The sequence below is a fragment of the Citrobacter sp. XY323 genome (assembly GCF_025106035.1).
Taxonomy (GTDB): domain Bacteria; phylum Pseudomonadota; class Gammaproteobacteria; order Enterobacterales; family Enterobacteriaceae; genus Citrobacter; species Citrobacter braakii.
Map to the genome: position 1 here is coordinate 70,905 of NZ_JANYUK010000013.1, position 26,908 is coordinate 97,812.

Genomic DNA, 26,908 nt, shown 5'->3' on the forward strand with positions numbered 1-26,908 from the left:
GATGCGTTGGCTCTCCTCGCTCACCCCAGTCACGTACTTATGTACGCTCCTGGGATTCGCTGCGTTGCCGCCTTTCTGCAGCTCGAACTATTTTGGAGATACTTAATGGTTAAGCTTTTTTACCTGCCAGCAGTTCCAGAACTTCATCCACGCTGGTGGTATGGGCCAGACGTTCGATCACGGATTCGTCATCCAGAGCGTTGGTCAGGCTGGTGATCACCTGGATATGTTCATTGTTACGTGCGGCGATACCAATGACCAGGCGGGCAATGTCGTCTTCTTCTTCACCGAAGCGCACGCCTTCCGGGTACTGGCAGAACACCACGCCGGTTTTCAGCACGCGGTCTTTGGCTTCAACCGTACCGTGCGGCACTGCGATGGACTCACCGAGGTAAGTCGGGGTCAGTTTTTCGCGGTCCAGCATCGCCTCGACGTATTCTGGCTCAACGTAGCCGCCTTTCACCAGTTGCTCACCGGCAAAGCGAATCGCTTCTTCTTTGTTAGTGGCTTTACGGCCGAGGAAGATATTCTCCGCACCCAGTTTGAACAGGTGGGTATCACCCTCTTCGAAGCTGTCTTTCAGGTGATCGCGGACTTTCTCTTCGTTCACGTTGTGGCGCTGTGCAGCAACCAGACGTTCGGTCAGGCTGGAGTACAGGGCGCTGTCGAGGAAGTTGGTCAGCGAAATGTGCTGCGCCTGAGGCACCTGGCGCATCGCACGTTCGGTCAGGTCACGGTGGGTAATGACCAGATCGACATCCGGCGGCAGATTGTTAATCGCGCTGTTGGTGACGGAAATCTGAGACAGACCGGCATCCTGCACTTTCTTGCGCAGTACGCCCGCACCCATGGCGCTGGAGCCCATACCTGCATCGCAGGCAACGATGATTTTACGCACATGGCTCAGGTCGTTAGTCACGTCGCCAGCCGCCAGCGGAGATGCACCTTTGGATTCCGCTTTCATGTCGTGCATACGACGAGTTGCGGCATCAATGTCATCATCTTCTTTCACTTTGCTGGTTTTCAGCAGAATGGCTGAGACGACAAAGGAGACAGCCATTGCGGCACAGATAGCAGCGATGTTCGCGAAGTAAGCACCCTTCGGCGTCATTGCCAGTACGGCCAGGATAGAACCCGGAGAAGCCGGAGAAACCAGGCCGCCGTTCAGGATAGTCAGGGTAAATACGCCAGTCATACCGCCGAGGATAACGGCCAGGATCAGACGCGGGTTCATCAGCACGTACGGGAAGTAAATTTCGTGGATACCACCCAGGAAGTGGATGATAGCCGCGCCGCCTGCAGACTGCTTAGCGCTGCCGCGACCGAAGAACATGTATGCCAGCAGAACGCCCATACCCGGACCCGGGTTAGCTTCAATCAGGAAGAAGATGGATTTGCCCATCTCATGGGACTGCTGAATACCCAGCGGTGAGAAAATACCGTGGTTGATGGCGTTGTTGAGGAACAGGATTTTCGCCGGTTCAACGAAGATAGACGCCAGCGGCAGCATGTCATGGACAACCATGAAGTTAACGCCTGCCGCCAGGATTTTGGACAGTGCTTCAACCAATGGGCCAATGCCAAGGAATGCCAGAATGGCGAGGATCATCCCGATGATGCCTGCGGAGAAGTTATTCACCAGCATCTCAAAACCGGACTTGATCTTACCGTCTACCCAGTTGTCGAAATGTTTGATAGCCCAGCCGCCCAGCGGACCTGCGATCATCGCGCCGAGGAACATTGGCATATCGGCACCGACGATAACGCCCATGGTGGTGATAGCACCCACCACGCCGCCACGCTCGCCGCCAACCAGCTTACCACCGGTATAACCGATCAGCAGCGGCAGCAGATAGGTGATCATTGGGCCGACAAGCTTCGCCAGCGTTTCGTTCGGCAACCACCCCGTCGGAATGAATAATGCGGTGATAATACCCCACGCGATAAACGCGCCGATATTTGGCATCACCATGTTACTGAGGAATCGACCAAAGCTTTGCACTTTGATCTTAATATCGGATGACATAAAAACACCCCTTCTTATGTTTGCTATCGCGCAGGCTTAAAGCCCGAGGTTTGTTAATGTAGCGGCAGGAGGTAGCCGGACCCTGTAGATACTGCGAAATCTGGCACTGAATCGTTCAACTGTCCAGTCGACGACTTTTTATGTGACGTTTGTCACGTAAATATAGGGTGTATGGCGTTAGTTAATGTGATTTTCATCACAAAATATCGGTACAAAAAAACATCACAGGTCAAGAATTGGCTAAAAACGGGCGTTAAGTGTGAAGTTGTTCACGTTTTTGTTTTGGCTGTTTGTTGGGTATTTGTGATCTACTTCGCAATAAATATTTGTCTGGATTTCTCCTGGTGTGATCTGGAGCGGATTCTGTTTCATCACCTATTTCTTGCAACTACCCCGCAAGCCATCAACCTGAAAATTTATACCCTGGTGGTATGGCGGAAATGACTAACTGCAATTATGTTCAAATTACCAGCCATGACTCCTTTCGGCTGCCTGCAATTGAAAGCTCTGATTAGCGTGAATACGAGGCGGGTATGTTTCTAAACTATTTCGCGTTAGGTGTGCTGATCTTCGTTTTTCTGGTTCTGTTTTACGGAATCATCGCCATCCATGATATTCCCTATAACATGGCTAAGAAGCGCAACCATCCCCATGCCGATGCCATCCATACGGCGGGTTGGGTGAGCTTATTTACGCTGCATGTTATTTGGCCCTTCCTGTGGATCTGGGCCACGCTCTATCAGCCAGAACGAGGCTGGGGAATGCAGTCCCACATCACGCCGTCCGGGAAGGAACCTGACCCTGAAATTGCCGCGCTGGCCGCGCGCATCACCCAGTTGGAAAATAGACTGGATGGGGACAAAAAAAACGATAACTCCACCTTTCCGGAGATTTGATCATGGACTTGTTGATTGTCCTGACCTATGTGGCATTCGCCTGGGCCATTTTTAAAATATTCCGTATTCCGGTAAATCAATGGACGCTTGCTACCGCCGCATTAGGTGGGGTGTTTATTGTGGCGGGACTCATTTTATTAATGAACTATAACCACCCGTATACCTTTACGGCGCAAAAGGCGGTTATTTCAATTCCTGTTACCCCACAGGTCACCGGAATTGTTAGTGAGGTGACAGATAAAAATAATCAGCTGATTAAAAAAGGCGAGGTGTTATTTAAACTCGATCCCGTTCGTTATCAGGCGCGGGTCGACAGGCTGCAGGCCGACCTGGTGACCGCTACGCACAACATCGACAATATGAAAGCGCAGCTGTCTGAAGCCGTAGCCAATACCACCCGCGTTTCCGCTGAACGAGATCGCCTGTATAAAGATTATCAACGCTATTTGAAGGGTAGTCAGGCGAAGGTTAATCCATTCTCTGAAAGCGACATCGACAATGCCCGGCAAAACTACCTGGCGCAGGATGCGCTGGTCAAAGGCTCCGTTGCCGAACAGACGCAGATTCAGAGCCAGTTAGACAGTATGGTCAATGGAGAGCAATCTCAGGTTGCGTCTCTGCGCGCCCAGCTCGCTGAAGCCAAATACAATCTTGAACAGACTATCGTACGTGCGCCCAGCAACGGTTATGTAACGCAGGTGCTTATCCGGCCCGGGACCTATGCCGCCGCGCTGCCTCTGCGCCCGGTGATGGTATTTATTCCGGAACAAAAACGGCAAATCGTGGCGCAATTCCGCCAGAATTCGTTGCTGCGCCTTAAACCGGGTGATGAAGCGGAAGTGGTCTTCAACGCGCTGCCAGGCCAGGTATTCTCCGGCAAGCTCACCAGCATTCTGCCGGTTGTTCCGGGCGGTTCTTATCAGGCGCAGGGAGCATTACAGTCCTTAACGGTGGTGCCGGGTACCGATGGCGTGCTGGCCACGATTGAGCTGGCTCCCAATGCCGATGTGGATGCGCTGCCGGACGGTATCTATGCCCAGGTGGCGGTCTATTCCGACCATTTCGCTCATGTTTCAGTGATGCGTAAAGTGCTGCTGCGCATGACCAGCTGGATGCATTACCTTTATTTGGATCATTGAGACCGTCATCACCTGCCATTTGCACTGACCTGAGCCATACTGATATTTTTGTTGGCAAAAAGGACCCGGCATGAAACTCATTGGCAGCTATACCAGCCCTTTTGTGCGTAAAATTTCTATTCTGTTACTGGAAAAGGGCATCACCTTCGAATTTGTGAATGAACTCCCCTATAACGCAGATAACGGCGTGGCACGCTATAACCCGTTAGGAAAAGTGCCCGCGTTGGTTACCGATGAGGGCGAGTACTGGTTTGACTCTCCGATCATCGCGGAATACATAGAACTGCTGGATATTGCGCCAGCGATGCTGCCGCGTGAACCACTGGCGGCGCTGAAGGTACGCCAGTTGGAAGCGCTGGCCGATGGCATTATGGATGCCGGTTTAGTCTCGGTACGCGAACAGGCTCGCCCCGCCGCGCAGCAGTCAGAAACCGAACTGTTACGCCAGCGAGAAAAGATTACCCGTAGTCTGGATATGCTGGAAGGTTATCTGGCGGAGGGTACGCTGAAAACGGATACGGTTAACCTGGCAACCATTGCGATTGCCTGTGCCGTCGGTTATCTCAATTTCCGTCGGGTTGCGCCCGGCTGGTGTGTTGATCGCCCGCGTCTGGTCAAACTGGTGGAAACGCTCTTTCAACGCGAAAGTTTTGCCCGTACGGAACCGCCAAAGGCTTGATACACATTATACTCGCCTGAGCAAAGTCACGGTACAATCCTTCCTATATCGATATCCCTCTCCACGGTGGAGAGGGCCACCAACAGCCAGGCCCTTTCATGACAACCGACATGCGTTCACTCTACAGCCAGCTTCCTGCGATCGATCGTTTATTGCGCGATAGCGCCTTCCCAGCTTTACGTGAGTCTCACGGTCATACCCGGGTGGTTGACCTGCTGCGTCACATGCTCGACGAAGCCAGAGAAGCTATTCGCGACACGCACGCGCTCCCTGCATGGTGTGAGGACTGGGCGCAAGAGGCCTGCGCCCGATTGGAACGAGAATCGCAAAGTGCGCTGCGTCCGGTAATTAACCTGACCGGAACGGTGCTGCATACCAACCTTGGTCGCGCATCGCAGGCCGAAGAAGCGATCGAGGCGGTGGTGCAGGCGATGCGCACGCCGGTGACGCTGGAATACAGCCTGGATGATGCCGGGCGTGGACATCGGGATCGGGCCCTGGCGGATTTACTCTGCCGTCTGACGGGGGCGGAAGACGCCTGTATCGTCAATAACAATGCGGCAGCAGTTTTGCTGATGCTGGCGGCCACGGCTAACGGCAAAGAGGTGGTCGTTTCACGTGGAGAACTGGTAGAAATTGGCGGCGCATTTCGTATTCCGGACGTGATGTGTCAGGCCGGATGTATTCTGCGCGAAGTGGGTACCACCAACCGGACCCACACGAAAGATTATCGTCAGGCGGTAAATGAAAACACCGGTCTGCTGATGAAAGTGCATACCAGTAATTACAGCATCGAAGGCTTTACGAAGTCGGTGGATGAGGCAGAGCTGGCCACTATTGGCAAGGAGCTGGATGTTCCGGTAGTGGCGGATCTCGGCAGCGGCTCGCTGGTTGATCTCAGCCAGTATGGATTACCGCAGGAGCCGATGCCGCAACAGCTGATTGCCGCTGGCGTCAGCCTGGTGAGCTTCTCTGGCGATAAATTACTGGGAGGGCCGCAGGCAGGGATTATTGTCGGTAAAAAAGAGATGATCGCGCGCTTACAGAGCCATCCGCTGAAACGTGCATTACGGGCTGATAAAATGACGCTGGCTGCGCTGGAAGCGACGCTGCGGCTCTACCTGCACCCGGAAGCGCTGGCAGCGAAGTTGCCGACGTTACGCCAGCTCACCCGCTCGCAGGAGGCTGTCCACGCGCAGGCACAACAATTACAGGCACGGCTTGCTGATCATTACGGCGACGAATTCGCCCTGAACGTTATGCCTTGTTTATCGCAGATAGGCAGCGGTTCGCTACCTGTTGATAGGCTGCCCAGCGCGGCATTAACCTTTACGCCACATGACGGGCGCGGTAGCCGCCTCGAAGCACTGGCCGCCCGTTGGCGTGCGCTGCCCGTGCCGATCATTGGGCGAATTTATGATGGTCGCTTATGGCTGGATCTGCGCTGCCTTGAGGACGAGACCCGGTTTATGGAGATGATGCTGAAATGATTATTGCAACCGCCGGACACGTTGACCACGGAAAAACAACGTTATTACAGGCGATTACCGGCGTGAATGCCGACCGTTTGCCGGAGGAAAAAAAGCGCGGCATGACCATCGATCTCGGTTATGCCTACTGGCCGCAGCCGGACGGAAGGATTCTGGGATTTATCGATGTTCCCGGACACGAAAAGTTTTTGTCCAACATGCTGGCGGGTGTCGGCGGGATCGACCATGCGCTGCTGGTGGTGGCGTGTGATGACGGCGTGATGGCGCAAACGCGTGAGCATTTGCAAATTCTGCAACTGACGGGCAATCCGCAGATCACCGTGGCGCTCACGAAAGCCGATCGTGTGGATGACGATCGCATCAACGCGGTACGTACTGAGGTGCATACTGCGCTTGAGAACTATGGATTCGCCGATGCGGTTCTGTTCGTGACGGCGGCCAGTGAAGGTCGTGGAATCGAAGAACTGCGCGATCATTTACAGCAATTAACGTCGCGCGAGCATGCCCGCGATTGCAGCTTTCGCCTGGCGATTGACCGTGCCTTTACGGTCAAAGGCGCGGGTTTGGTGGTGACCGGGACGGCGCTTAGCGGTGAGGTGACTGTTGGTGACACGCTGTGGCTCACGGGCGTCAACAAACCGATGCGCGTACGTAGCTTGCATGCGCAAAATCAGGCCACCGATCGCGCGCAGGCGGGGCAACGTATTGCGCTGAATATTGCCGGTGATGCACAAAAAGAAGAGCTTAACCGCGGCGACTGGCTGCTGTCCGATGCACCGCCAGAGGCGTTTACCCGCGTGATTGTCTCTTTAGAGCATGCCGCGCCGCTGATGCAGTGGCAACCGCTGCATATTCACCACGCGGCCAGCCATGTCACCGGGAGAATCTCGCTGCTTGAAGGGACGCTGGCGGAACTGGTGTTTGATACACCGCTCTGGCTCGCCGATAACGACCGTCTGGTGCTACGCGATATTTCGGCCCGCACGACGCTGGCTGGCGCGCGCGTGGTAACGCTCAATCCGCCGCGTCGCGGGAAGCGTAAGCCGGAATATTTGCAGTGGCTGGCAGCGCTGGAGAAGGTACAGAGTGACGGCGAAGCTCTGGCGCTGCATCTGACGCGCGGGGCGGTGAATATTCCTGACTTCGCCTGGGCGCGTCAGCTCAACGGTAACGGTATGCGTCCGTTGATTGAGCTGCATGGCTTTATTCAGGCGGGATACAGTCTGTTGAATGCTGCCGTTGCAGCGCGCTGGCAGCGGAAAGTCCTTGATACGCTGGCGACGTACCACGAGCAGCACTGTGATGAACCAGGACCTGGGCGAGAACGCCTGCGCCGTATGGCTTTGCCGATGGAAGATGAAGCGCTGGTCCTGCTGCTGATTGAAAAGATGCGTGAGAGCGGCGCCATCCATAGCCATCATGGCTGGCTGCATTTGCCGGATCATAAGGCCGGTTTCAGCGAAGAGCAGCAGGCTATCTGGCAAAAAGCAGAACCGCTTTTTGGCGATGAGCCGTGGTGGGTGCGCGATTTGGCAAAACAGACGGGCACAGATGAACAGATGATGCGTGTGGCGTTACGACAAGCAGCGCAGCAAGGCATCATCACCGCGATCGTCAAAGATCGCTATTACCGTAACGATCGGATTGTGGCCTTTGCCAATATGATCCGCGAACTGGATCAGGAGAAAGGATCGACCTGTGCTGCCGATTTCCGCGACAGGCTTAACGTTGGACGCAAATTGGCTATCCAGATTCTGGAATATTTTGACCGCATTGGTTTTACGCGTCGCCGGGGAAATGATCATTTATTACGCGATGCTTTGTTGTTTCCCGAAAAGTAATGAAACAATTAATTCAGGAATTAAATGAATTAATACAAAATAAATATTGATTGAAATAAGCACATTAGATTATGAACCTAATGTGCTTTTTAATTGTGGGTGTTATTAAAATAACAACCACGATCATATTTTGTTGGATATTTCACTCGTATGCTTCCTGACTCTTTAGAGTAATTAAGGATCGTACAATGGCTGCTTCAACATTTTTTATTCCTTCCGTGAATGTAATTGGCGCTGATTCATTAAAAGACGCAATGAATACAATGGCGGAATATGGTTTTCGTCGTACGCTGATTGTCACGGATGCCATGCTGACAAAATTAGGTATGGCTGGCGAGATTCAAAAAGCATTACAGGAACGTGATATTTTCAGTGTAATTTTCGACGGTACGCATCCTAATCCCACGACCAGTAACGTCGCTGCTGGCCTGCACATACTGAAAGAAAATGAATGTGATAGCGTTATTTCCCTCGGCGGCGGTTCTCCGCACGATTGTGCGAAGGGCATTGCGCTGGTGGCGGCTAACGGCGGCGATATTCGCGATTACGAAGGTGTGGACCGTTCTGCAAAACCACAGCTGCCGATGATCGCCATTAACACCACCGCGGGCACGGCATCTGAAATGACCCGTTTCTGCATCATTACCGATGAAGTACGCCACATTAAAATGGCGATTGTGGATAAGCACGTTACGCCGCTGCTGTCCGTTAATGACTCCTCGCTGATGGTCGGCATGCCGAAGTCCCTGACAGCGGCAACCGGTATGGATGCGCTGACCCACGCCATTGAAGCCTACGTGTCTATTGCTGCAACGCCGATTACCGATGCGTGCGCGTTGAAAGCGGTCACCATGATTGCGGAAAACCTGCCGGTCGCCGTTGCAGATGGCAGCAATGCTCAGGCGCGCGAAGCCATGGCTTACGCGCAGTTCCTCGCGGGCATGGCCTTTAACAACGCTTCTCTTGGTTATGTGCACGCAATGGCGCACCAGTTGGGCGGCTTCTACGATCTGCCGCACGGTGTATGTAACGCAGTGCTGCTGCCGCATGTGCAGGTCTTCAATAGCAAAGTGGCTGCCGCTCGCCTGCGTGATTGCGCTGCGGCAATGGGCGTGGACGTTGCTGGCTTGAGTGCAGAGCAAGGGGCGGAAGCCTGCATCGCGGCGATCCGCGAACTGGCGCAGAAAGTGAATATCCCGGCCGGTCTGCGTGAGTTGAACGTAAAGGAAGAGGATATTGCCGTACTGGCGACCAATGCCCTGAAAGATGCCTGCGGTTTCACTAACCCGATTCAGGCGACTCATGAAGAAATCATGGCGATTTATCGCGCTGCCATGTAATTCGTGATACCTGTCGTAAAGCAGTAAATGGCTGGCGAATAATTCGCCAGCCCCGTCTACCCTTGTAGTACCCCTACAGCAAGGAGACGGTCATGACCAATAACCCCCCTTCAACGCGTATTTATCCCGGCGAGTATGGTTACCCTCTGAAGTTAAAAGCCCGATACGATAACTTTATCGGCGGTGACTGGGTTGCCCCGGTGGACGGCGAGTATTACCAAAACCTGACGCCGGTAACCGGGCAATTATTGTGCGAAGTGGCCTCTTCCGGCAAAAAGGATATCGATCTGGCACTGGATGCCGCGCACAAAGTAAAAGACAAGTGGGCACAGACATCCGTGCAGGACAGGGCGGCGATACTGTTCAAAATCGCCGATCGTATGGAGCAAAACCTGGAACTGCTGGCGACGGCAGAAACCTGGGATAACGGTAAACCCATCCGCGAAACCAGCGCGGCAGATGTTCCGCTGGCGATTGACCATTTCCGCTATTTCGCTTCCTGTATTCGTGCGCAGGAAGGGGGTATAAGCGAGGTTGATAGCGAGACCGTGGCTTATCACTTCCATGAACCTCTTGGCGTGGTAGGGCAAATTATCCCGTGGAACTTCCCGCTGCTGATGGCCAGCTGGAAGATGGCGCCCGCGCTGGCGGCGGGTAACTGCGTCGTGCTTAAACCCGCGCGCCTCACGCCGCTGTCCGTGCTGTTGCTGATGGAAGTCATCGGCGATCTGCTCCCGCCAGGCGTGGTAAACGTGGTAAACGGTGCGGGTGGGGAAATCGGTGAGTATCTGGCGACGTCTAAACGCATTGCGAAAGTGGCGTTTACCGGCTCAACGGAAGTTGGGCAGCAGATCATGCAATACGCTACGCAGAACATTATTCCCGTCACGCTGGAGCTGGGTGGGAAATCGCCCAATATCTTCTTCGCTGATGTGATGGATGAAGAAGATGCGTTTTTTGACAAAGCGCTGGAAGGTTTCGCGCTGTTTGCCTTCAATCAGGGTGAAGTGTGTACCTGTCCGAGCCGTGCGTTAGTACAGGAATCTATTTACGAACGTTTTATGGAAAGAGCTATTCGCCGGGTGGAGAGTATTCGCAGCGGCAACCCGTTAGACAGCGTGACGCAAATGGGTGCGCAGGTCTCGCATGGTCAACTGGAAACCATTTTGAATTACATCGATATTGGTAAGAAAGAAGGGGCCGACGTTCTCACCGGTGGGCGGCGCAAGCAACTGGATGGTGACTTAAAAGAAGGTTATTACCTCGAACCAACCATTCTGTTTGGCAAGAACAACATGCGGGTTTTCCAGGAAGAGATCTTCGGGCCCGTGCTGGCCGTCACGACCTTTAAAACCATGGAAGAGGCGCTGGAAATCGCCAATGACACCCAATATGGGCTTGGCGCTGGTGTCTGGAGCCGTAATGGAAATCTGGCGTACAAGATGGGCCGTGGGATTCAGGCGGGGCGTGTTTGGACCAACTGTTACCATGCTTACCCGGCCCATGCGGCATTCGGTGGCTATAAGCAGTCAGGCATCGGGCGCGAGACGCATAAGATGATGCTCGAGCATTATCAGCAAACCAAATGTCTGCTGGTGAGCTACTCAGATAAACCGCTGGGACTATTTTAATTTCTCATCACTTATTGCCCGGTTTTGCGCCGGGCATATCTTTATTCTGCAGTTATATATAAACCCATATATCGTTATATAAATAAGACGATTGCATCCAATCTGGTCATTCCACTACTATTATCAACTCTATTGTGTAAATCAAATTGCAGCCGAATTTTCAATTTAAATCCCTGAGGCAAATATGTTCCTTAATTATTTTGCATTAGGAGTGCTTATTTTTGTATTCCTGGTCATTTTTTACGGGATTATTATTCTGCATGATATTCCCTATCTCATTGCAAAGAAACGTAACCATCCTCATGCTGACGCAATACATGTCGCGGGCTGGGTGAGTTTGTTTACCTTACATGTCATGTGGCCCTTTTTATGGATCTGGGCAACGCTTTATCGCCCGGAACGCGGGTGGGGCATGCAAAGCGCGGATTCTTCCCTGATCCAGTTGCAGGCCAGGGTTGCCGATCTGGAAAAGAAACTGGGTGAGGCGAAGACCTCTCCGGCGGAGTAATATCGATGGATTTATTGATCGTTCTGACCTATGTGGCGTGCGCATGGTCAATATTTAAGATTTTTAAAATTCCTGCCAATAAATGGACAGTACCCACTGCAGCATTGGGCGGTATATTCATTGTTTGCGGGCTTATATTACTGATGAATTATAACCATCCGTATACATTTAAGGCGCAAAAGGCGGTAATTTCTATTCCCGTAGTACCGCAGGTCACGGGGGTCGTGACGGAAGTGACGGATAAGAAGAATACGCTGATCAAAAAAGGTGAGGTGCTGTTTAAACTTAATCCGGGACGTTATCAGGCACGAATGGATCGCCTGAAAGCTGATATTGTCACCGCACAACATAAAGAGCAGGTGCTGGTGGCGCAGTTAGACGAAATGCAAGCCAACACGCAGCGGGTAAAGGCTACCCGTGACAAGCTAGCTAAAGATTACCAGCGCTATGCGCAGGGGAGTCAGGCGAAGGTCAATCCTTTTTCTGAACGCGATATCGATGCGGCGCGGCAAAATTATCTGGCGCAGGAAGCAGCGGTGAAATCCTCCGTTGCGGAACAACAGCAAATCCAGAGTCAGTTAGACAGCCTGGTGCAGGGTGAGAATTCGCAAATTGCCAGCCTGAAAGCGCAGTTAGCCGAAGCGGAGTTCAACCTGGACCAGACAGTGGTTCGTGCGCCCAGCGATGGTTACGTTACGCAGGTGCTGATGCGACCGGGAACCTATGCCGCCGCGCTGCCTATGCGTCCGGTGATGGTGTTTATTCCGGATCAAAAACGGCAAATTATCGCCCAGTTCCGGCAAAACTCGTTGCTGCGATTGGAGCCAGGCGATGAAGCTGAAGTGGTGTTTAACGCCCTGCCGGGTAAGGTTTTCAGCGGCAAACTGGCTGCCATCAGTCCGGCCGTACCGGGGGGAACATACCAGTCGAATGGGGCGCTGCAATCCTTAAATTCTACGCCCGGATCGGAAGGGGTGATCGCCACGATTGAGCTGAATGATAATGTGGATGTGAACGCTCTGCCTGATGGGATTTATGCGCAGGTCGCGGTTTATTCTGATCACTTCACCCATGTGTCAGTGATGCGTAAGGTTCTGCTGCGTATGACCAGTTGGGTGCATTATCTGTATCTCGATCACTAGGCGCAGGCTATTTTGCTTACCATTTTGAACCTGGTCCCTAATTTCGCTTACTCAGGCTGCTGTTCCAGCGCCTGAGTAAGTTGCTGGCGGAGCTCTGCCAACATCTCATCAAGAATAAACTGTACCCGCCATGGCTGATATTCACGTTTGCGGAAAATCACCACCAAATCCAGCCACCATTCATGTTGTTCTGAGAAACATGGAACCAGCGACCCGGATTCAATATCTTTTTGGATACTCGCATTTGGCGCAAAAACAATGCCCAGATGGTTACGTGCCAGCGCCAGTGCAGACTGTGTATTGTCGCAGACATAATTTCCGGTCACCCGATAATCGTGCATCTCCTTGCCTCCGGCAGAAGTGAAACGCCAGATATTAGCCTCATCTATCATCATGGAATCAATCAGGATACAGGAATGTTTTTCCAGTTCATCAGGGCTACTAATAGGATGTGCTTTGATATACTCAGGGCTGGCAAAAGCCGTCACCGCATATTTAGTAATGAAACTGGCAACCAGAGATTCATCTTTAGGATGTGCATAGGTGATTAAAATATCACAATCTTCAGGAAAGTCGACACCTTCAAAAAATGCCTTTCGTTCCAGGTTACATGTTTTAAGTGAGAGACTAATTCCACCGATATCCTGAATTTTTGCGATCACATGTTGCGATAAATAAGCAATTATGCCCGTCGGTGCATATACGGTTACCCGGCCACGTTTTTCGTGCTTATAATCAGCAATGAAATTATTGAGCTGATCGTTTCTGTCCAACATGTCATTGATGTAAGGAAGCAGCGCTGTACCAAACGGTGTGAGGGTGAGCTGTCGAGTGGTGCGATCAAATACCTTTAGTCCAACTTTGGATTCAAAATCAGCAAGATACTTACTAACGTTGGCTTGTGCGATGCCGAGAACCGTAGCGGCATGACTGATGTTTTCACTGGCAGCAATTACCGAAATAATCTTCAGTTCCCGGTGTTTGAGTTGTAATTTGTTCATCGCCAAACCCAATATATATATGTTTGTATATATTACTATATAAATATGAATCTTGCACCGATGAAATTGTAAGCATTATTATGCACGCGTTTTGTATCTTATTTTAAAATGGAATGTGGGCATGTTAATTAAACGCAATATTGTGGCGCTATTCGCCTTTTCATTTATGGCGAGCGCAACTGCCGCAGAATTTTCTATTGGCGGCGGCGCTGTATATAACGAATCTCCTTATCGTGGATATAATGATAACGTTCACGCAGTACCGCTTGTCAGTTATGAAAGTGAATCATTTTATTTTAGGCAAACAACGTTAGGTTATATTCTTTCAAAAAATGAAAGTAATGAATTTAGCATTACTGCCTCGTACATGCCGCTTGAGTTTGATCCGGGTGATAACGACGATCAAGCGATGAAGCAACTGAACAAGCGTGACGCAACCGCGATGGCGGGTGCTGCATGGTATCACCATGAGAAATGGGGCAGCGTGAAAGTCTCCGCAGCAGCGGATGTGCTGGACAACAGCAACGGTTGGGTTGGGGAAATGTCTCTGTTTCGCCAAATGCCGATGGGCAAGCTGACGCTGACGCCGGCGATTGGCGTGCTCTACTATGACGAAAACTTCAACGAATATTACTACGGCATCTCTGGCAATGAATCCCGCCGTAGTGGGTTATCAAGCTACTCCCCTGGCGATAGCTGGACACCGTATGTTGGCCTGTACGCTAAATACGCATTGACCAGCAATCTGACGCTGCTGGCCAGCGCCAACTATAGTGCGCTGCCAGATGATATTAAAAATAGCCCGATGGTTGACCGTGATGACAGCTTTACCTTTATGTCCGGTCTGACCTGGCGTTTCTGATTCTCACCCGTTTGTCCTCAGGGAGGAGGGCAATCTTTTCAATGTGATAGACCGGATAAGACCCGAAGCATCGTCATCCGGCCATTTCCAATGAGCTGGGTTTTACTGTTCGCGATTAGGCGGATCGCCATAGTTGTTCAGGCACCTGACAATATTTAACCGTTTCCCCTGTCCGATCAAGGCGTCAGGGGCAACCTCTCTGGCACTCTGTGGTTTTCACGCAGACGGAGGGTGCAATGAACGAGTTTATTATGGCGGATGCGGCAAAATGTATTGGGTGTCGTACCTGTGAAGTTGCCTGCGTCGTCGCGCACCAGCAAAACCAGGACTGCGCGTCGGTCTCTTCCACTGCGTTTACCCCGCGCATCCGCGTGATCAAAGACGACGCCTTTACGACGGCAGTCGCCTGCCATCAATGCGAGGACGCTCCCTGTGCAAATGTCTGCCCGACGCACGCAATTCGTCGTGAACATGGGCATATCTTCGTTGAACAGACGCGTTGTATTGGCTGTAAAAGTTGTATGCTGGCCTGCCCGTTTGGGGCAATGAATATCGTCGCCCGCTCGTCACGGGTGCAGGCGATAAAGTGCGATTTATGCTGGCACCGTGATGCGGGACCCGCGTGTGTCGAAGCCTGTCCGACCAGCGCGTTGCAGTGTATAGATGCCGTCAGTATTCAGCGCCAGCGCCTGGGTTCACTACCACAGTAATGTGAGTCCCGACCTGTGGTTAGGTCGGGATTTGCGTTAGCCTTCCAGCCAGGCGCGTTCGATCTCTTCAGCCAGAATCTTCACTCCAGCTTCTATTTTCTCCGGTTCTGGCACGTAGTTCATCCGCATACACTGATGCGTATGCGGCCAGGGTTTATCCAGACCAGGGAAGAAGTAATCACCGGGAACCATCAGCACGCCGCGCGCTTTCAGACGCTGATACAACAGTTCGGTGCTGATAGGCAAATCTTTGAACCATAACCACAGGAAAATCGCGCCCTCCGGTTTATGAATAAGGCACCGATCTTCAGATAAATAGCGGCGAATGATCGCAATCGTCTCCTGAACGCGCTGATAATAAAACGGCTTGATCACCGACTCGGACAGACGCAGAAGGTCGTTGCGCTTAATCATTTCGCACATGATTGCCGGACCCATTCCGCCAGGCGCGAGACTGATAATGCCGTTCATGTTGGTGATGGCGGTGATGATTTTTTCATTCGCGATAATGATGCCGCAGCGGGAGCCTGGCAGACCCAGCTTGGAAAGGCTCATGCACAGCACAATGTTGGGATTCCACAGCGGGCGCGCTTCGCTAAAGATGATGCCGGGGAACGGTACGCCATAGGCGTTATCAATCACCAGCGGGATCCCATGCTGGTTAGCCAGCCGGTCCAGCTTCATCAGCTCTTCATCGGTGATCACGTTGCCTGTCGGATTTGTCGGACGTGACACGCAGATCATGCCCGTCTCTTCACCGATGTGCAGGTGTTCAAAATCAACGTGATACTTAAACTGACCTTCTGGTAACAGTTCGATATTTGGACGCGCGGAGACAAAGAGATCCTCTTCCAGCCCGGAATCGGCATAGCCAATGTATTCCGGAGCTAACGGGAACAACACTTTTTGCGTTGTTCCGTCGGCGCGGCGTCCGGCGAACAGATTGAATAAGTAGAAAAATGCGCTCTGACTGCCATTTGTCAGTGCAATATTTTGTGGCTCGATATCCCAACCCTGCTTCTCACGTAGCAGTTTCGCCAGCTCAGTCAGCAGCTCGGTTTTACCTTGTGGACCATCGTAATTGCAAAGCGCATCAGTGGCTTTGCCGTTTTCCAGCATATCTGCCAGCAGAGATTGAAAGTAATTTTGCATCTCTGGAATTTGCGCCGGATTGCCGCCACCGAGCATGATGGCGCCTGGGGTGCGTAAACCGTCGTTAAGGTCCTCCATCAGGCGTGTGATGCCTGAATGGCGGGTAAATTTGTCGCCAAAAAGTGAGAATGTCATAGCAGGTGGTCTGTCGAACTGAGTAGTAAAGTGGCTAACCATAGCGCTACCCATGGCAGGGTGCAAATCAGGGGTATGAGGCTGGATTGAGATTTTGTGCTACTGATTTTTATTTGGCTGGTTTTTAATGTTGAGTAAGGCTTCCCGCTGCGTGGACAGCGAGAAGCCTGCCGGGATCAGGGCTGACCGGCCCACACCACCATCACCTTATCGTCGCCATGCTCACGAATAAATCCGTATCCCTGCTTCAGCGGCAGCGTGATTTGTTTACCGGCGCCAATGGCGGGATGTCTGGCCCTGAACTGACTGATTCGCTGCCAGTGGGCGACGCTGGCGGCAGATTTCCCGGTCACATCCTGCCAGTTCATCTCTGAGCGCGTACCCTGTAATGGGTCTGAGCCGGTTGGGCCAAAGGGGCGGGCCGACTCGTCGCCATAAAAGAGTTGAACCGCGCCAGGTGCCAGCAGCAATAGCTCGGCGGCTTTGTCTCCACCTTCGCGGAACAGACGTGTATCGTGCGAGGAGAGATAGCTCAGGACGTTGAAGTCCTGCAATTTATCCGCCATCTGCTGCCAGGTGGGGTCCATATTTGCCAGACAATCAACGGCCTTTGCCGCCTGCTCCTGGTAGTCGAAATTGATCATCGCATCGAAGCCGTGACGGTAATAGTCGCTTTGCATCACACCGTGACCCCAGGCCTCGCCAGTCATCCAGAAGGGATTATCATCCAGCGCTTTTTCCGGATTGGCTTTCTTCCATTCGAGCAGCGCCGCGCTGGCTTGTGTTTTTAGCTGCTGCCAGGCGGGAAGCTCGACGTGTTTAGCGGTGTCGACCCGAAAGCCGTCAATCCCATAATCACGCACCCACTGACTGAGCCAGTGCGTCAGATAATCCCGGGGTGTGTAGCCGGCGATGGCTTTGGCGTGCGTATCCGGCTTGTGCTGATAAAAGTTTGGCAGCCCGGAAGGCGTGGTGGATTCGGTTTTCAGATCGGGCAGGAAAGCCAGCGACATCGTCAGGTCGTCAAAGCCAGGATTGTCGTAATCGCCAATATCGGTGCGGATCCAGTTTTTTCCCCACCATTTTTCCCAGCCAGCTTTATCGCTAAAGTTGATGTAATCATTGAAACTGTGCCAGCTTTGCCCGGCGGATGGCTGCCAGTCCGTCCAGCGTTCCCCGAGCGTTTTTTTCAGTTCATCGCCCGATAGGTACAGTGCCCCAAACTGATACTCCTGCATATCCGCCAGCGTGGCGTAGCCGGTATGGTTCATCACCACATCAAACAAGACACGGATGCCGCGCTGGTGTGCGCCATCAACCAGCGCGCGCAGGTCCGCTTCGTTTCCCATATTGGCGTCAAGCGTGGTCCAGTCCTGGGTGTAGTAGCCGTGGTAAGCGTAGTGGGGGAAGTCCCCTTTGGCGCCACCGCCGACCCAGCCGTGGATTTGCTCAAACGGCGCGCTGATCCACAGGGCGTTGATGCCTAACTGTTGCAGGTAGTCGAGTTTGCTGGCGAGCCCGCGCAAATCGCCACCGTGGAACGTGCCAATTTCCTGCATGCCGTCGTTGCGACGCCCATAGCTGTGATCGTTACTCGGATCGCCATTCACAAAGCGGTCCGTCAGGACGAAATACACCGTGGCGTTATGCCAGTCGAAAGCGGCGGGGGCATCGGTTTCTGCCCGTTCCAGTAGCAACAGCCCGTTACTTGTTGCGGCGGGTTGTAGGGTAATCGACCCGTTTTTTACCGTTGCCGTTTGCTGGCTGTAGAAATCACGCACCACGGCACCTTCCGGGAAGGTCTGGCTCACGTCCAGCGTTAATGGTGAACCGTCCCATTTCGGGCATTGGCGAATCTGGGTGGTGACGGTGTCCTTAGCACTTTTTACCAACAGCATCAGCGTTGGCGTACCGGAGCGGGTATCGATTTCCAGCGTGTAATCGCCGTCTTTGAATAAACGCCACTGTGGCGGCGTGCCTTCACAAGGTTTTAGCGACAGCATCTGGTTGAGTTTTATCGCATCAGCAGGCTGCCAGCACTGTTGGTCAAAATTTAGGGTTAAAGGACGGGTACCCTTCGTCAACGCTGCATGGCTGACGAATTTTCCCGTACCTTCCGCTTCGAAGGTGGGAAGTCCTTGAGACGTCCATGATGAGGCGATGGCAATGCCGGGCATTAGCGCCAGCGCAACGGCGGCAAGTTTCATAGTGCTGTCCTTGATGCTGCGATTTTCGCCAGTTTGCCAGTGAAATCAGGCCGGAAACTCCTCCTTTGAGTTGATTCCGCCAGGAGGAGAAGGGAGGGTGAGCGATCGCGCGCAAAAAATGAACTGATTTTGCGATAACCTCCACATTTTCTTCGAATTAATGGCACCCAGAACCGTTAATACGTGACATAGTTTCAGAATTGGACTATTCCTGTGGGTGCTCTTGACGGCTATTTTTGATATGATTTGAGATTCATCTCTCATTTTTGTGAAAAATATAAGGTGTTGGAATGTATAAATCCGACCAGGAGACCTAATGATATTGACTCCCATTCGACGATATGGGGCAATGATTCTTATGTTACTCACCGTTGCATTTTCGGGTGAGGTGCTGGCAAAGACACACACGGCGACAACGAGTCACAAGCCCCAGATAACCAAGGCAAGTAATAAACAGGTTAGCAGTAAACAAGAGTATTCTCGCAATAGTGCAAAGAGTAGTTCACTTCCTGATTTGCGAAAATACCCTTCCGGAACACCAAGGAAAAAAGCGTTTCTCCGGACGGTTATGCCTTATATTACCAGTCAAAATGCTGCCATTACGGCGGACCGTAACTGGCTGATTTCAAAACAGTACCAGAACCGCTGGTCACCGACTGAGCGTACGCGTATGAAAGACATCGCGAAGCGCTACAAGGTGAACTGGTCTGGTAACACGCGTAAAATTCCGTGGAACACGCTGCTTGAGCGTGTAGACATTATCCCGACCAGTATGGTGGCAACCATGGCTGCGGCAGAAAGCGGCTGGGGTACGTCGAAGCTGGCGCGTAGCAACAACAACCTGTTTGGCATGAAATGTGGCAAGGGTCGTTGTAACAATGCACCGGGTAAGGTGAAAGGCTACTCACAATTTGAATCAGTGAAAGAGTCGGTGAATGCTTACGTCATTAATTTGAATACGCATCCGGCCTACTCTTCCTTCCGTAAGTCACGTGCGCAGTTGCGTAAAGCCGATCAGGAAGTCACCGCCACCGCGATGATCCATAAGCTGAAGGGTTATTCCACTAAGGGACAGAGTTATAACAACTATCTGTTCGCAATGTATCAGGACAACCAGCGTTTAATCGCCGCGCATATGTAATTTCGAGTGCCGGATGGCGACTTCGCCCTCCGGCTATCATCCTTATAGCAACACTTCACTGTTCACATCGCGATACTCTTTTGGCGTCGTGTCGTACTCTTTCTTGAATACCGAATAGAAATACTGCAGAGATGGGTAGCCGCACATCTGTGAAATTTCGTTGATTGAAAGCGTGGTAGAAATCAACAGGCTGCGTGCCTTTTCCAGCTTTTCGGCATGAATCACGGCGTGAATGGTCTCTCCGACCTCTTCTTTAAAGCGTTTCTCCAGATTCGAACGTGAAATCCCTACTGAATCCAGCACTTGTTCAACCTTAATGCCTTTACAGGCATGATTACGAATAAAGTGCATCGCCTGAATTACCGCTGGATCGGTCAAGGAGCGGTAATCGGTTGAACGACGTTCTACAACACGCACCGGTGGAACCAGAATGCGTTGCAGCGGCAGTTCTTCATTCGCCAGCATACGATGCAGGAGTTTTGCGGCCTGATATCCCATCTGTCTGGCTCCCTGAGCCACGGATGACAGCGCTACCCGTGACAGGTAACGGGTCAATTCTTCGTTGTCTATCCCTATCACGCACAGTTTTTCCGGTACGGGAATATGCAGGTGTTCACAGACTTGCAGGACGTGTCGTGCCCGCGCGTCGGTGACCGCGATAATGCCGGTTTGCGGCGGCAGAGTTTGCAGCCAGTCCGCCAGCCTATTTTGCGCGTGCTGCCAGTTCTCCGGTGCGGTTTCCAGCCCCTGATAGACGACGCCGCGGTACTTCTCTTTAGCAACCAACTGGCAAAACGCATATTCACGTTCTGCGGCCCAGCGTTTACCGCTTGAAGCCGGAAGACCATAAAATGCAAAGCGGTTAATCCCTTTCTCTTTCAGATGCAGGAAGGCGCTTTCTACCAGCGCGTGGTTGTCGGTGGCAATGTAATGTACTGGTGGATAATCTTGCTGCAGATGGTAGGAACCCCCAACGCCGATGATCGGAACATCGACATCGACAAGTAATTGCGCAATATCATCATCGTCATAATCAGCAATAACGCCATCGCCCAACCAGTCTTTAATATTATCGATACGGGCGCGGAAATCTTCCTCAATGAATATATCCCACTCGGATTGCGATGCCTGTAAATATTCACCCACTCCTTCTACCACCTGGCGGTCATAGGCTTTATTGGCATTAAATAACAGAGTGATGCGGTGACGTTTATCAAACATAAGAACCTGTCCTGGAAAGGTTAACGTGGGCCTGTCGATACTAGCAAAACCGCAGGTACGACTGCTTGATGAAGCGTGACAAATTTCCTGATTGCCTGAGGCTACGCAAAATTTACATACTGCTAGCGGGATGACAATTGTCATTTTTTATCTGCGCATTACGGTTTTTTGTTTAATGGCTAACCTTCGATCGTGATCGCCTTTTTATTTCTTTTTTCAGCGCGTTTTTTTGGGAGCCAGCGCACGTTTGGGTATTCTCTTAATCGCGGTGTGAAATAACGTAATTGAGCAATAAATCAGGAAATTCCAGTATAGCCATATCGCAGTTTACTTGCCGTATTACCTGATTATGGAGCTTATTATGCCGGCTTATTTTGACCAACTCGATCGTGTACGTTTTGAAGGAACTCAGTCCACCAACCCGCTCGCATTTCGTCATTACAACCCAGACGAAATCGTGTTAGGCAAGCGTATGGAAGATCACCTGCGGTTTGCTGCCTGCTACTGGCACACTTTCTGCTGGAATGGTGCAGATATGTTTGGTGTTGGTGCATTTAATCGCCCGTGGCAGCAGCCCGGTGAAGCGCTGGAATTAGCGAAGCGCAAGGCGGACGTGGCGTTCGAGTTTTTCCACAAACTGAACGTGCCCTACTACTGCTTCCATGACGTGGATGTCTCGCCGGAAGGTGCGTCGCTGAAAGAGTACAAAAACAATTTTGCGCAGATGGTTGATGTACTGGCGGCAAAACAGGAACAGAGCGGCGTGAAGCTGCTGTGGGGAACGGCAAACTGCTTCACCAACCCACGTTACGGCGCGGGCGCGGCCACGAACCCGGATCCAGAAGTGTTCAGTTGGGCCGCCACGCAGGTGGTTACGGCTATGGATGCCACGCATAAATTAGGCGGTGAAAACTACGTTCTGTGGGGCGGTCGTGAAGGCTATGAAACGCTACTGAATACCGATCTGCGGCAGGAACGTGAGCAAATTGGCCGATTCATGCAACTGGTCGTGGAACACAAACACAAAACCGGTTTCCAGGGCACTTTGCTTATCGAGCCGAAGCCGCAGGAACCGACCAAGCACCAGTACGATTACGATGCGGCGACCGTATACGGATTCCTCAAGCAGTTCGGTCTGGAAAAAGAGATCAAACTGAATATCGAAGCCAACCACGCCACGCTGGCGGGTCACTCGTTCCATCACGAAATCGCCACCGCTATCGCGCTGGGCCTGTTTGGCTCTGTCGATGCCAACCGTGGGGACGCGCAACTGGGCTGGGATACTGACCAGTTCCCGAACAGCGTAGAAGAGAATGCGTTGGTGATGTACGAAATCCTGAAAGCCGGCGGCTTCACCACCGGTGGCCTGAACTTCGATGCCAAGGTTCGTCGTCAGAGTACCGATAAATACGATCTGTTCTATGGTCATATTGGCGCGATGGATACCATGGCGCTGTCGCTGAAAATTGCGGCGCGTATGATTGAAGACGGTGGTCTGGATCAGCGCGTGGCTAAACGTTATGCCGGTTGGAATGGTGAGCTGGGCCAGCAAATTCTGAAAGGGCAGATGACGCTGACGGAAATTGCGCAGTACGCTGAACAACACAACCTGGCGCCAGTGCACCAGAGCGGTCATCAGGAATTGCTGGAAAATCTGGTGAACCATTATTTGTTCGACAAATAACGGGTCTCTGAGCATGTCCGTAAGCCCGGTCAGCTCGCGCGACCGGGCCTTTCTTTAAGGAACGATGCCCTATGTATATCGGGATAGATCTTGGCACATCAGGCGTAAAGGCCATTCTGCTCAACGAGCAGGGCGATGTGGTCGCTTCGCAAACGGAGAAACTCACCGTCTCGCGTCCGCACCCGTTATGGTCAGAACAAGACCCTGAGCAGTGGTGGCTGGCAACGGATCGCGCTGTGAAAGCCCTGGGTCGGCAGCATTCACTTCGCGAGGTGAAAGCGTTGGGGATTGCCGGACAGATGCACGGCGCGACGCTACTGGATGAACAACAGAAGGTATTGCGCCCGGCTATCCTGTGGAACGATGGTCGCTGCGCCGAAGAGTGCGTCATGCTGGAGAGCCTGGTTCCGCAGTCTCGTGCCATCACCGGCAACCTGATGATGCCTGGCTTTACCGCGCCAAAGCTGCTGTGGGTACAGCGCCACGAACCGGAGATTTTTAGCCGGGTTGATAAAGTCCTGCTGCCGAAAGACTACCTGCGCCTGCGTATGACCGGCGATTTCGCCAGCGATATGTCTGATGCGGCTGGTACCCTGTGGCTGGATGTTGCGAAGCGTGACTGGAGTGATGTCATGCTGGAAGCCTGTAAGCTGACTCGTGCGCATATGCCTGCGCTCTATGAAGGCAGTGAGATTACCGGAACATTGTTGCCAGCAGTCGCCAGGGCCTGGGGAATGCAGGAGGTTGCGGTGGTCGCCGGAGGTGGGGATAACGCAGCGGGGGCGGTTGGCGTGGGCATGATGAATGCCGGTCAGGCGATGCTATCGCTGGGTACTTCCGGGGTCTATTTTGCGGTCAGCGACGGCTTTCTCAGCAAACCGGAAAGCGCGGTCCATAGCTTTTGCCATGCCTTGCCTGAACGATGGCACCTGATGTCCGTGATGCTAAGTGCGGCATCCTGCCTGGACTGGGCGGCAAAATTAACCGGACTGGCGAGCGTTCCTGCGTTGATTGCCGCAGCGCAACAGGCGGATGAACACGCTGAGCCGGTCTGGTTTTTACCCTATCTGTCCGGTGAACGTACGCCGCACAACAACCCGCAGGCGAAGGGCGTATTTTTCGGTCTGACGCATCAGCATGGTCCGGCGGAGCTGGCACAGGCGGTGCTGGAAGGCGTTGGTTTTGCATTGGCTGAGGGTATGGACGTGGTACACGCCTGCGGCGTGCAGCCCTCCAGCATTACGCTGATTGGCGGCGGGGCGCGCAGCGAATACTGGCGTCAGATGCTGTCTGACATCAGCGGATTGCAGTTGGATTACCGTACCGGCGGCGATGTTGGTCCTGCTCTCGGTGCGGCGCGTCTGGCGCAGATTGCCATTAATCCGCAGCAGCCATTATCAGACCTTCTACCTCAGCTTACGCTGGAGCAGGCGCATTATCCTGATGCCGAGCGCCATGCCCTTTACCAACAGCGTCGGGAAACCTTCCGCCGAATCTATCAGCAATTACACCCGCTGATGTCCTGACCCTAAATCCCCTCTGGTAAACAGAGGGGATTTATCAAATATATATTTCAATCTAATTAATAATTAGCGCGCATGAATTTATTCTGAAAGTCCGGCGTAGTGACCTTTTCTGTGTTGTCTTTAGCGGGTTATTCATATTGTATCCATGATGGATAAGGAGGTCCCAATGAAGACGACAAGGCTGTTGCCGTGGATATTATTCTTCTCTGGTGCATTTATTTACGTTATTGGCTTATGGCGGGCATGCCCGTTATTGAGTAGCAAAGGCTATTTTTTCGCCGTGCTGATGACGGGAATGTTTGTGACGTACGTTTATCAGCGTGCAGAAAATCTCAATCAGAACGATGAACACTTCGCCTCTGTATGTCAGATGGTGGCGCTCATCACGGTCGGGGTGCTGTTGGTGGGCGTATTGAATGTCCCATTATCCCCCCTCGAAAAGGGGCTGTTCCCGGTGGCATTCATCGTATGTTTACTGGGGCAAGTTTTACTCATGCGTTCAGCAGAATATTTATCTAAAGGACAGGACCTCTAAATGGAAAACAGGACATCAACTTATTCACCGGCATTTAGTATTGTGTCATGGGTCGCGCTTCTCGGCGGCATTGTGGTTTATCTGCTGGGGTTGTGGAATGCCGATATGCAGTTGAACGAAAAGGGGTATTACTTTGCTGTTTTGGTGCTTGGTTTGTTTTCTGCTGCGTCGTATCAAAAGACGGTACGGGATAAATATGAGGGGATCCCGACTACGCCGATTTACTACATAACCTGCCTTGCCGCGTTTATTATTGCGGTTGCATTGTTGGTTATCGGTTTGTGGAATGCCACGCTGCTGCTAAACGAGAAAGGGTTTTACGGCCTGGCCTTCTTTTTGAGCCTGTTTGGTACCGTTGCGGTGCAGAAAAATATCCGTGATAGTGGCTTTGAGCATCCAAAAGAAACGCTGGCAGTCGCAGACGATTTTACGGAGTGATCATATGCCCTCGATGGTTACCGATCGAGGGCTTTTATTGTTAGCTCACCAGTCTGCGCGTATCGATGCGCTGCAACATTACAGACAACAGTAAACTTCCCGCCAGCGTGGCGCTAAAAATCCATAGCATATCCAGCGGCGGCCAGTTTTTGAGTTCTACACCGTTGGTGCGTAGCGCGTGAATGATCAGCGCATGAAAGCCATAAATGCCCAGGGAGTGGCGGGAAATAAGGCCCAGTACCGGCAGAGTGCGCGTACTGAGCGTATTTTTGACCAGCGTCAGGAGGGAGGCAGCACAAATAAACACCGCCGGGCCGCAATAGAGATACCAGGTATCGGCAAAATTGCCTCGCCAACGCAGTTCATGCAACGTGCCTCGAGAAATAATAAACACTGCGGTGATAAACAACGCCGCACAGAGCCAGGTAAGCGCGCGCTTGTGCGTATCCATCATACCAATCGCTCGGCCTTGCATACCGTACACGATGTAGTAGAACGTGTCGCCACTGATGTACAGGTTGATGGGAAGCCACTCAAAACCGCCAATTTTTTGTGAGACGGTATTGGGATTGGCAATCACCCCAATCACCACCATAAGCGCCAGCAGCATCTTGCCGCTGATATTTTTTACCTGTATCAGCGGGGAAACCAGGTAGATTACGGCGATCGCGAAGAAAAACCACAGGTGGTAGAACACCGGCTTTTGCAGCAGGTTTTTCAGCGACAGCTCAGCGTTGATCGAGGTAAACAGCAGGATGTAGGCCAGCGCCACGCCGCTGTAAAACAGGATGCAGAGCGCAATGCGCAGGAAATGGCGCGGTTTGGCGCTGCGCTCGCCAAAAAACAGATAGCCCGAAATCATAAAGAACAACGGGACGCTGACGCGAGAAGCTGAATTGAGCACATTGGCCAGATCCCAATTCAACGGGCTGACGCTTTGCGCATTGGTGATGTACCAGGTCGTGGTGTGGATCATCACAACCATGAGACAGGCTATCCCGCGCAGGTTATCAATCCAGAATATTTTGGGCTGCATCAGTTCCTCTGTATTCATTAAAAAAAGTCTGACCGAAATTTTGCGAGCGTAGCTCACTGGAAAAATCCGAGTTCTTACGCTAAAGCTTGAGATGGTCTGATGAGATTCTCAAAATAGCATCCGTTTCCAGACACTTAATAATAAGACTGACCAGCAAACCAGGCGGTAATAAAATGATGATGAAGTATTTCTTTTCCGCGATCGTTACCCTTTTACTGGTTGCGTGCGCCGACACCCAGTCGCCTGCACCCGCGCAGAAGGCGCAAAAGATCAAAGTCAGTGCAACACGTTCGCTGGATATGGAGTCACTGTGTAAAAATGAGGCGGTACAAATCTACAACACTGGTGTGCAGAAAATTGATATCTCCGGTCTGGAACAATTTCAGGGCAGCTATGAGATGCGTGGTTCTACCTTCCGTAAAGAGAGTTTTGTCTGCTCTTTTGATGCAGACGGGCAGTTTTTACACCTTTCCATGCGCTAAGTTCCCCCTTTTTCCCGTTTCGTACTGTATATCTTGCAGCCAGCGGGTATACTGACCGCTTCCTTTAAATCCACACGTATCCAGCA

23 protein-coding genes are annotated in these 26,908 nt (G+C 52.1%); 17 read left to right on the plus strand and 6 right to left on the minus strand.

From position 1 onward, the window contains the following. Window positions 1–109: 109 nt before the first annotated feature. A complete protein-coding gene (gene mtlA / locus N0B36_RS17785) occupies window positions 110–2,026 on the minus strand; it encodes a PTS mannitol transporter subunit IICBA (protein ID WP_047501314.1) in 1,917 nt (638 codons plus the stop codon). A 533-nt stretch (window positions 2,027–2,559) separates the two neighbouring features. Between mtlA and N0B36_RS17790 the strand changes: the two genes are divergently transcribed. The 9 genes from N0B36_RS17790 (at window position 2,560) to N0B36_RS17830 (ending at window position 12,692) form a co-directional block, all read left to right on the plus strand. Further along, window positions 2,560–2,922 carry a DUF3302 domain-containing protein gene (locus N0B36_RS17790; RefSeq protein ID WP_103767001.1) on the plus strand — a complete coding sequence of 121 codons (363 nt, stop codon included), beginning with the start codon at window positions 2,560–2,562 and terminating at the stop codon, window positions 2,920–2,922. A gap of 2 nt (window positions 2,923–2,924) precedes the next feature. Next, window positions 2,925–4,061 (plus strand): HlyD family secretion protein, encoded by a 1,137-nt coding sequence (locus N0B36_RS17795; protein WP_016157740.1) that lies wholly within the window; start codon window positions 2,925–2,927, stop codon window positions 4,059–4,061. Between the two features lie 70 nt (window positions 4,062–4,131). After that, window positions 4,132–4,740, plus strand: a complete 609-nt coding sequence (locus N0B36_RS17800) for a glutathione S-transferase (protein ID WP_047501319.1) — start codon at window positions 4,132–4,134, stop codon at window positions 4,738–4,740. A 98-nt stretch (window positions 4,741–4,838) separates the two neighbouring features. Further along, window positions 4,839–6,230, plus strand: a complete 1,392-nt coding sequence (gene selA, locus N0B36_RS17805; protein WP_016154951.1) for an L-seryl-tRNA(Sec) selenium transferase — start codon at window positions 4,839–4,841, stop codon at window positions 6,228–6,230. After that, window positions 6,227–8,071, plus strand: a complete 1,845-nt coding sequence (gene selB / locus N0B36_RS17810) for a selenocysteine-specific translation elongation factor (RefSeq protein WP_259688696.1) — start codon at window positions 6,227–6,229, stop codon at window positions 8,069–8,071. Before selA ends, selB begins: the two co-directional genes overlap by 4 nt. A gap of 188 nt (window positions 8,072–8,259) precedes the next feature. Next, window positions 8,260–9,411, plus strand: a complete 1,152-nt coding sequence (yiaY, locus tag N0B36_RS17815) for an L-threonine dehydrogenase (RefSeq protein WP_046275792.1) — start codon at window positions 8,260–8,262, stop codon at window positions 9,409–9,411. A 92-nt stretch (window positions 9,412–9,503) separates the two neighbouring features. Beyond that, window positions 9,504–11,042 carry an aldehyde dehydrogenase AldB gene (aldB, locus tag N0B36_RS17820; protein WP_019078065.1) on the plus strand — a complete coding sequence of 513 codons (1,539 nt, stop codon included), beginning with the start codon at window positions 9,504–9,506 and terminating at the stop codon, window positions 11,040–11,042. 184 nt (window positions 11,043–11,226) lie between these two features. Further along, window positions 11,227–11,550, plus strand: a complete 324-nt coding sequence (locus N0B36_RS17825; protein ID WP_016154947.1) for a DUF3302 domain-containing protein — start codon at window positions 11,227–11,229, stop codon at window positions 11,548–11,550. A 5-nt stretch (window positions 11,551–11,555) separates the two neighbouring features. Next, window positions 11,556–12,692: an HlyD family secretion protein gene (locus N0B36_RS17830; protein ID WP_259688697.1), complete on the plus strand. Its 1,137-nt coding sequence runs from the start codon at window positions 11,556–11,558 to the stop codon at window positions 12,690–12,692. Between the two features lie 47 nt (window positions 12,693–12,739). On the opposite strand, the gene N0B36_RS17835 is transcribed toward N0B36_RS17830, so the two are convergent. Next, complete coding sequence (locus N0B36_RS17835; RefSeq protein ID WP_216403936.1) at window positions 12,740–13,693, minus strand: LysR family transcriptional regulator; 954 nt, start codon at window positions 13,691–13,693, stop codon at window positions 12,740–12,742. A gap of 121 nt (window positions 13,694–13,814) precedes the next feature. Here N0B36_RS17835 and N0B36_RS17840 point away from each other — a divergent pair, with 121 nt between their 5' ends. Together N0B36_RS17840 and N0B36_RS17845 are read left to right on the plus strand one after the other, a co-directional pair. Continuing rightward, window positions 13,815–14,555 carry a MipA/OmpV family protein gene (locus tag N0B36_RS17840; RefSeq protein ID WP_259688698.1) on the plus strand — a complete coding sequence of 247 codons (741 nt, stop codon included), beginning with the start codon at window positions 13,815–13,817 and terminating at the stop codon, window positions 14,553–14,555. 236 nt (window positions 14,556–14,791) lie between these two features. Continuing rightward, on the plus strand, window positions 14,792–15,265 hold the full coding sequence (locus N0B36_RS17845; RefSeq protein WP_153689910.1) for a 4Fe-4S dicluster domain-containing protein: 474 nt from the start codon (window positions 14,792–14,794) through the stop codon (window positions 15,263–15,265). A 36-nt stretch (window positions 15,266–15,301) separates the two neighbouring features. Here the strand turns inward: N0B36_RS17845 and avtA are convergent, their stop codons facing one another. Together avtA and malS are read right to left on the minus strand one after the other, a co-directional pair. Beyond that, window positions 15,302–16,552, minus strand: coding sequence for a valine--pyruvate transaminase (gene avtA / locus N0B36_RS17850; RefSeq protein ID WP_409065459.1), 1,251 nt, complete (start codon window positions 16,550–16,552; stop codon window positions 15,302–15,304). A 176-nt stretch (window positions 16,553–16,728) separates the two neighbouring features. Next, the gene (malS, locus tag N0B36_RS17855) at window positions 16,729–18,759 is read right to left on the minus strand and encodes an alpha-amylase (protein ID WP_259688700.1); all 2,031 of its coding nucleotides are present in this window, start codon (window positions 18,757–18,759) and stop codon (window positions 16,729–16,731) included. Between the two features lie 316 nt (window positions 18,760–19,075). Here malS and N0B36_RS17860 point away from each other — a divergent pair, with 316 nt between their 5' ends. Continuing rightward, a complete protein-coding gene (locus N0B36_RS17860) occupies window positions 19,076–19,900 on the plus strand; it encodes a protein bax (RefSeq protein ID WP_016154930.1) in 825 nt (274 codons plus the stop codon). 42 nt (window positions 19,901–19,942) lie between these two features. Here the strand turns inward: N0B36_RS17860 and xylR are convergent, their stop codons facing one another. After that, the gene (xylR, locus tag N0B36_RS17865) at window positions 19,943–21,121 is read right to left on the minus strand and encodes a D-xylose utilization transcriptional activator XylR (protein ID WP_049282794.1); all 1,179 of its coding nucleotides are present in this window, start codon (window positions 21,119–21,121) and stop codon (window positions 19,943–19,945) included. A gap of 361 nt (window positions 21,122–21,482) precedes the next feature. Between xylR and xylA the strand changes: the two genes are divergently transcribed. From xylA to yiaA, 4 genes are all read left to right on the plus strand, one after another. Next, window positions 21,483–22,805 (plus strand): xylose isomerase, encoded by a 1,323-nt coding sequence (gene xylA, locus N0B36_RS17870; protein WP_153689912.1) that lies wholly within the window; start codon window positions 21,483–21,485, stop codon window positions 22,803–22,805. A gap of 71 nt (window positions 22,806–22,876) precedes the next feature. Next, complete coding sequence (xylB, locus tag N0B36_RS17875) at window positions 22,877–24,331, plus strand: xylulokinase (RefSeq protein ID WP_016157731.1); 1,455 nt, start codon at window positions 22,877–22,879, stop codon at window positions 24,329–24,331. 166 nt (window positions 24,332–24,497) lie between these two features. Further along, window positions 24,498–24,866: an inner membrane protein YiaB gene (gene yiaB, locus N0B36_RS17880; RefSeq protein WP_103766986.1), complete on the plus strand. Its 369-nt coding sequence runs from the start codon at window positions 24,498–24,500 to the stop codon at window positions 24,864–24,866. Further along, window positions 24,867–25,304 carry an inner membrane protein YiaA gene (yiaA, locus tag N0B36_RS17885; RefSeq protein WP_016154922.1) on the plus strand — a complete coding sequence of 146 codons (438 nt, stop codon included), beginning with the start codon at window positions 24,867–24,869 and terminating at the stop codon, window positions 25,302–25,304. Window positions 25,305–25,344: 40 nt separating this feature from the next. On the opposite strand, the gene N0B36_RS17890 is transcribed toward yiaA, so the two are convergent. After that, a complete protein-coding gene (locus N0B36_RS17890; protein ID WP_259688701.1) occupies window positions 25,345–26,340 on the minus strand; it encodes an acyltransferase in 996 nt (331 codons plus the stop codon). Window positions 26,341–26,513: 173 nt separating this feature from the next. Here N0B36_RS17890 and N0B36_RS17895 point away from each other — a divergent pair, with 173 nt between their 5' ends. After that, window positions 26,514–26,822 carry a YsaB family lipoprotein gene (locus tag N0B36_RS17895; protein ID WP_259688702.1) on the plus strand — a complete coding sequence of 103 codons (309 nt, stop codon included), beginning with the start codon at window positions 26,514–26,516 and terminating at the stop codon, window positions 26,820–26,822. The last annotated feature ends 86 nt before the right edge of the window (window positions 26,823–26,908 follow it).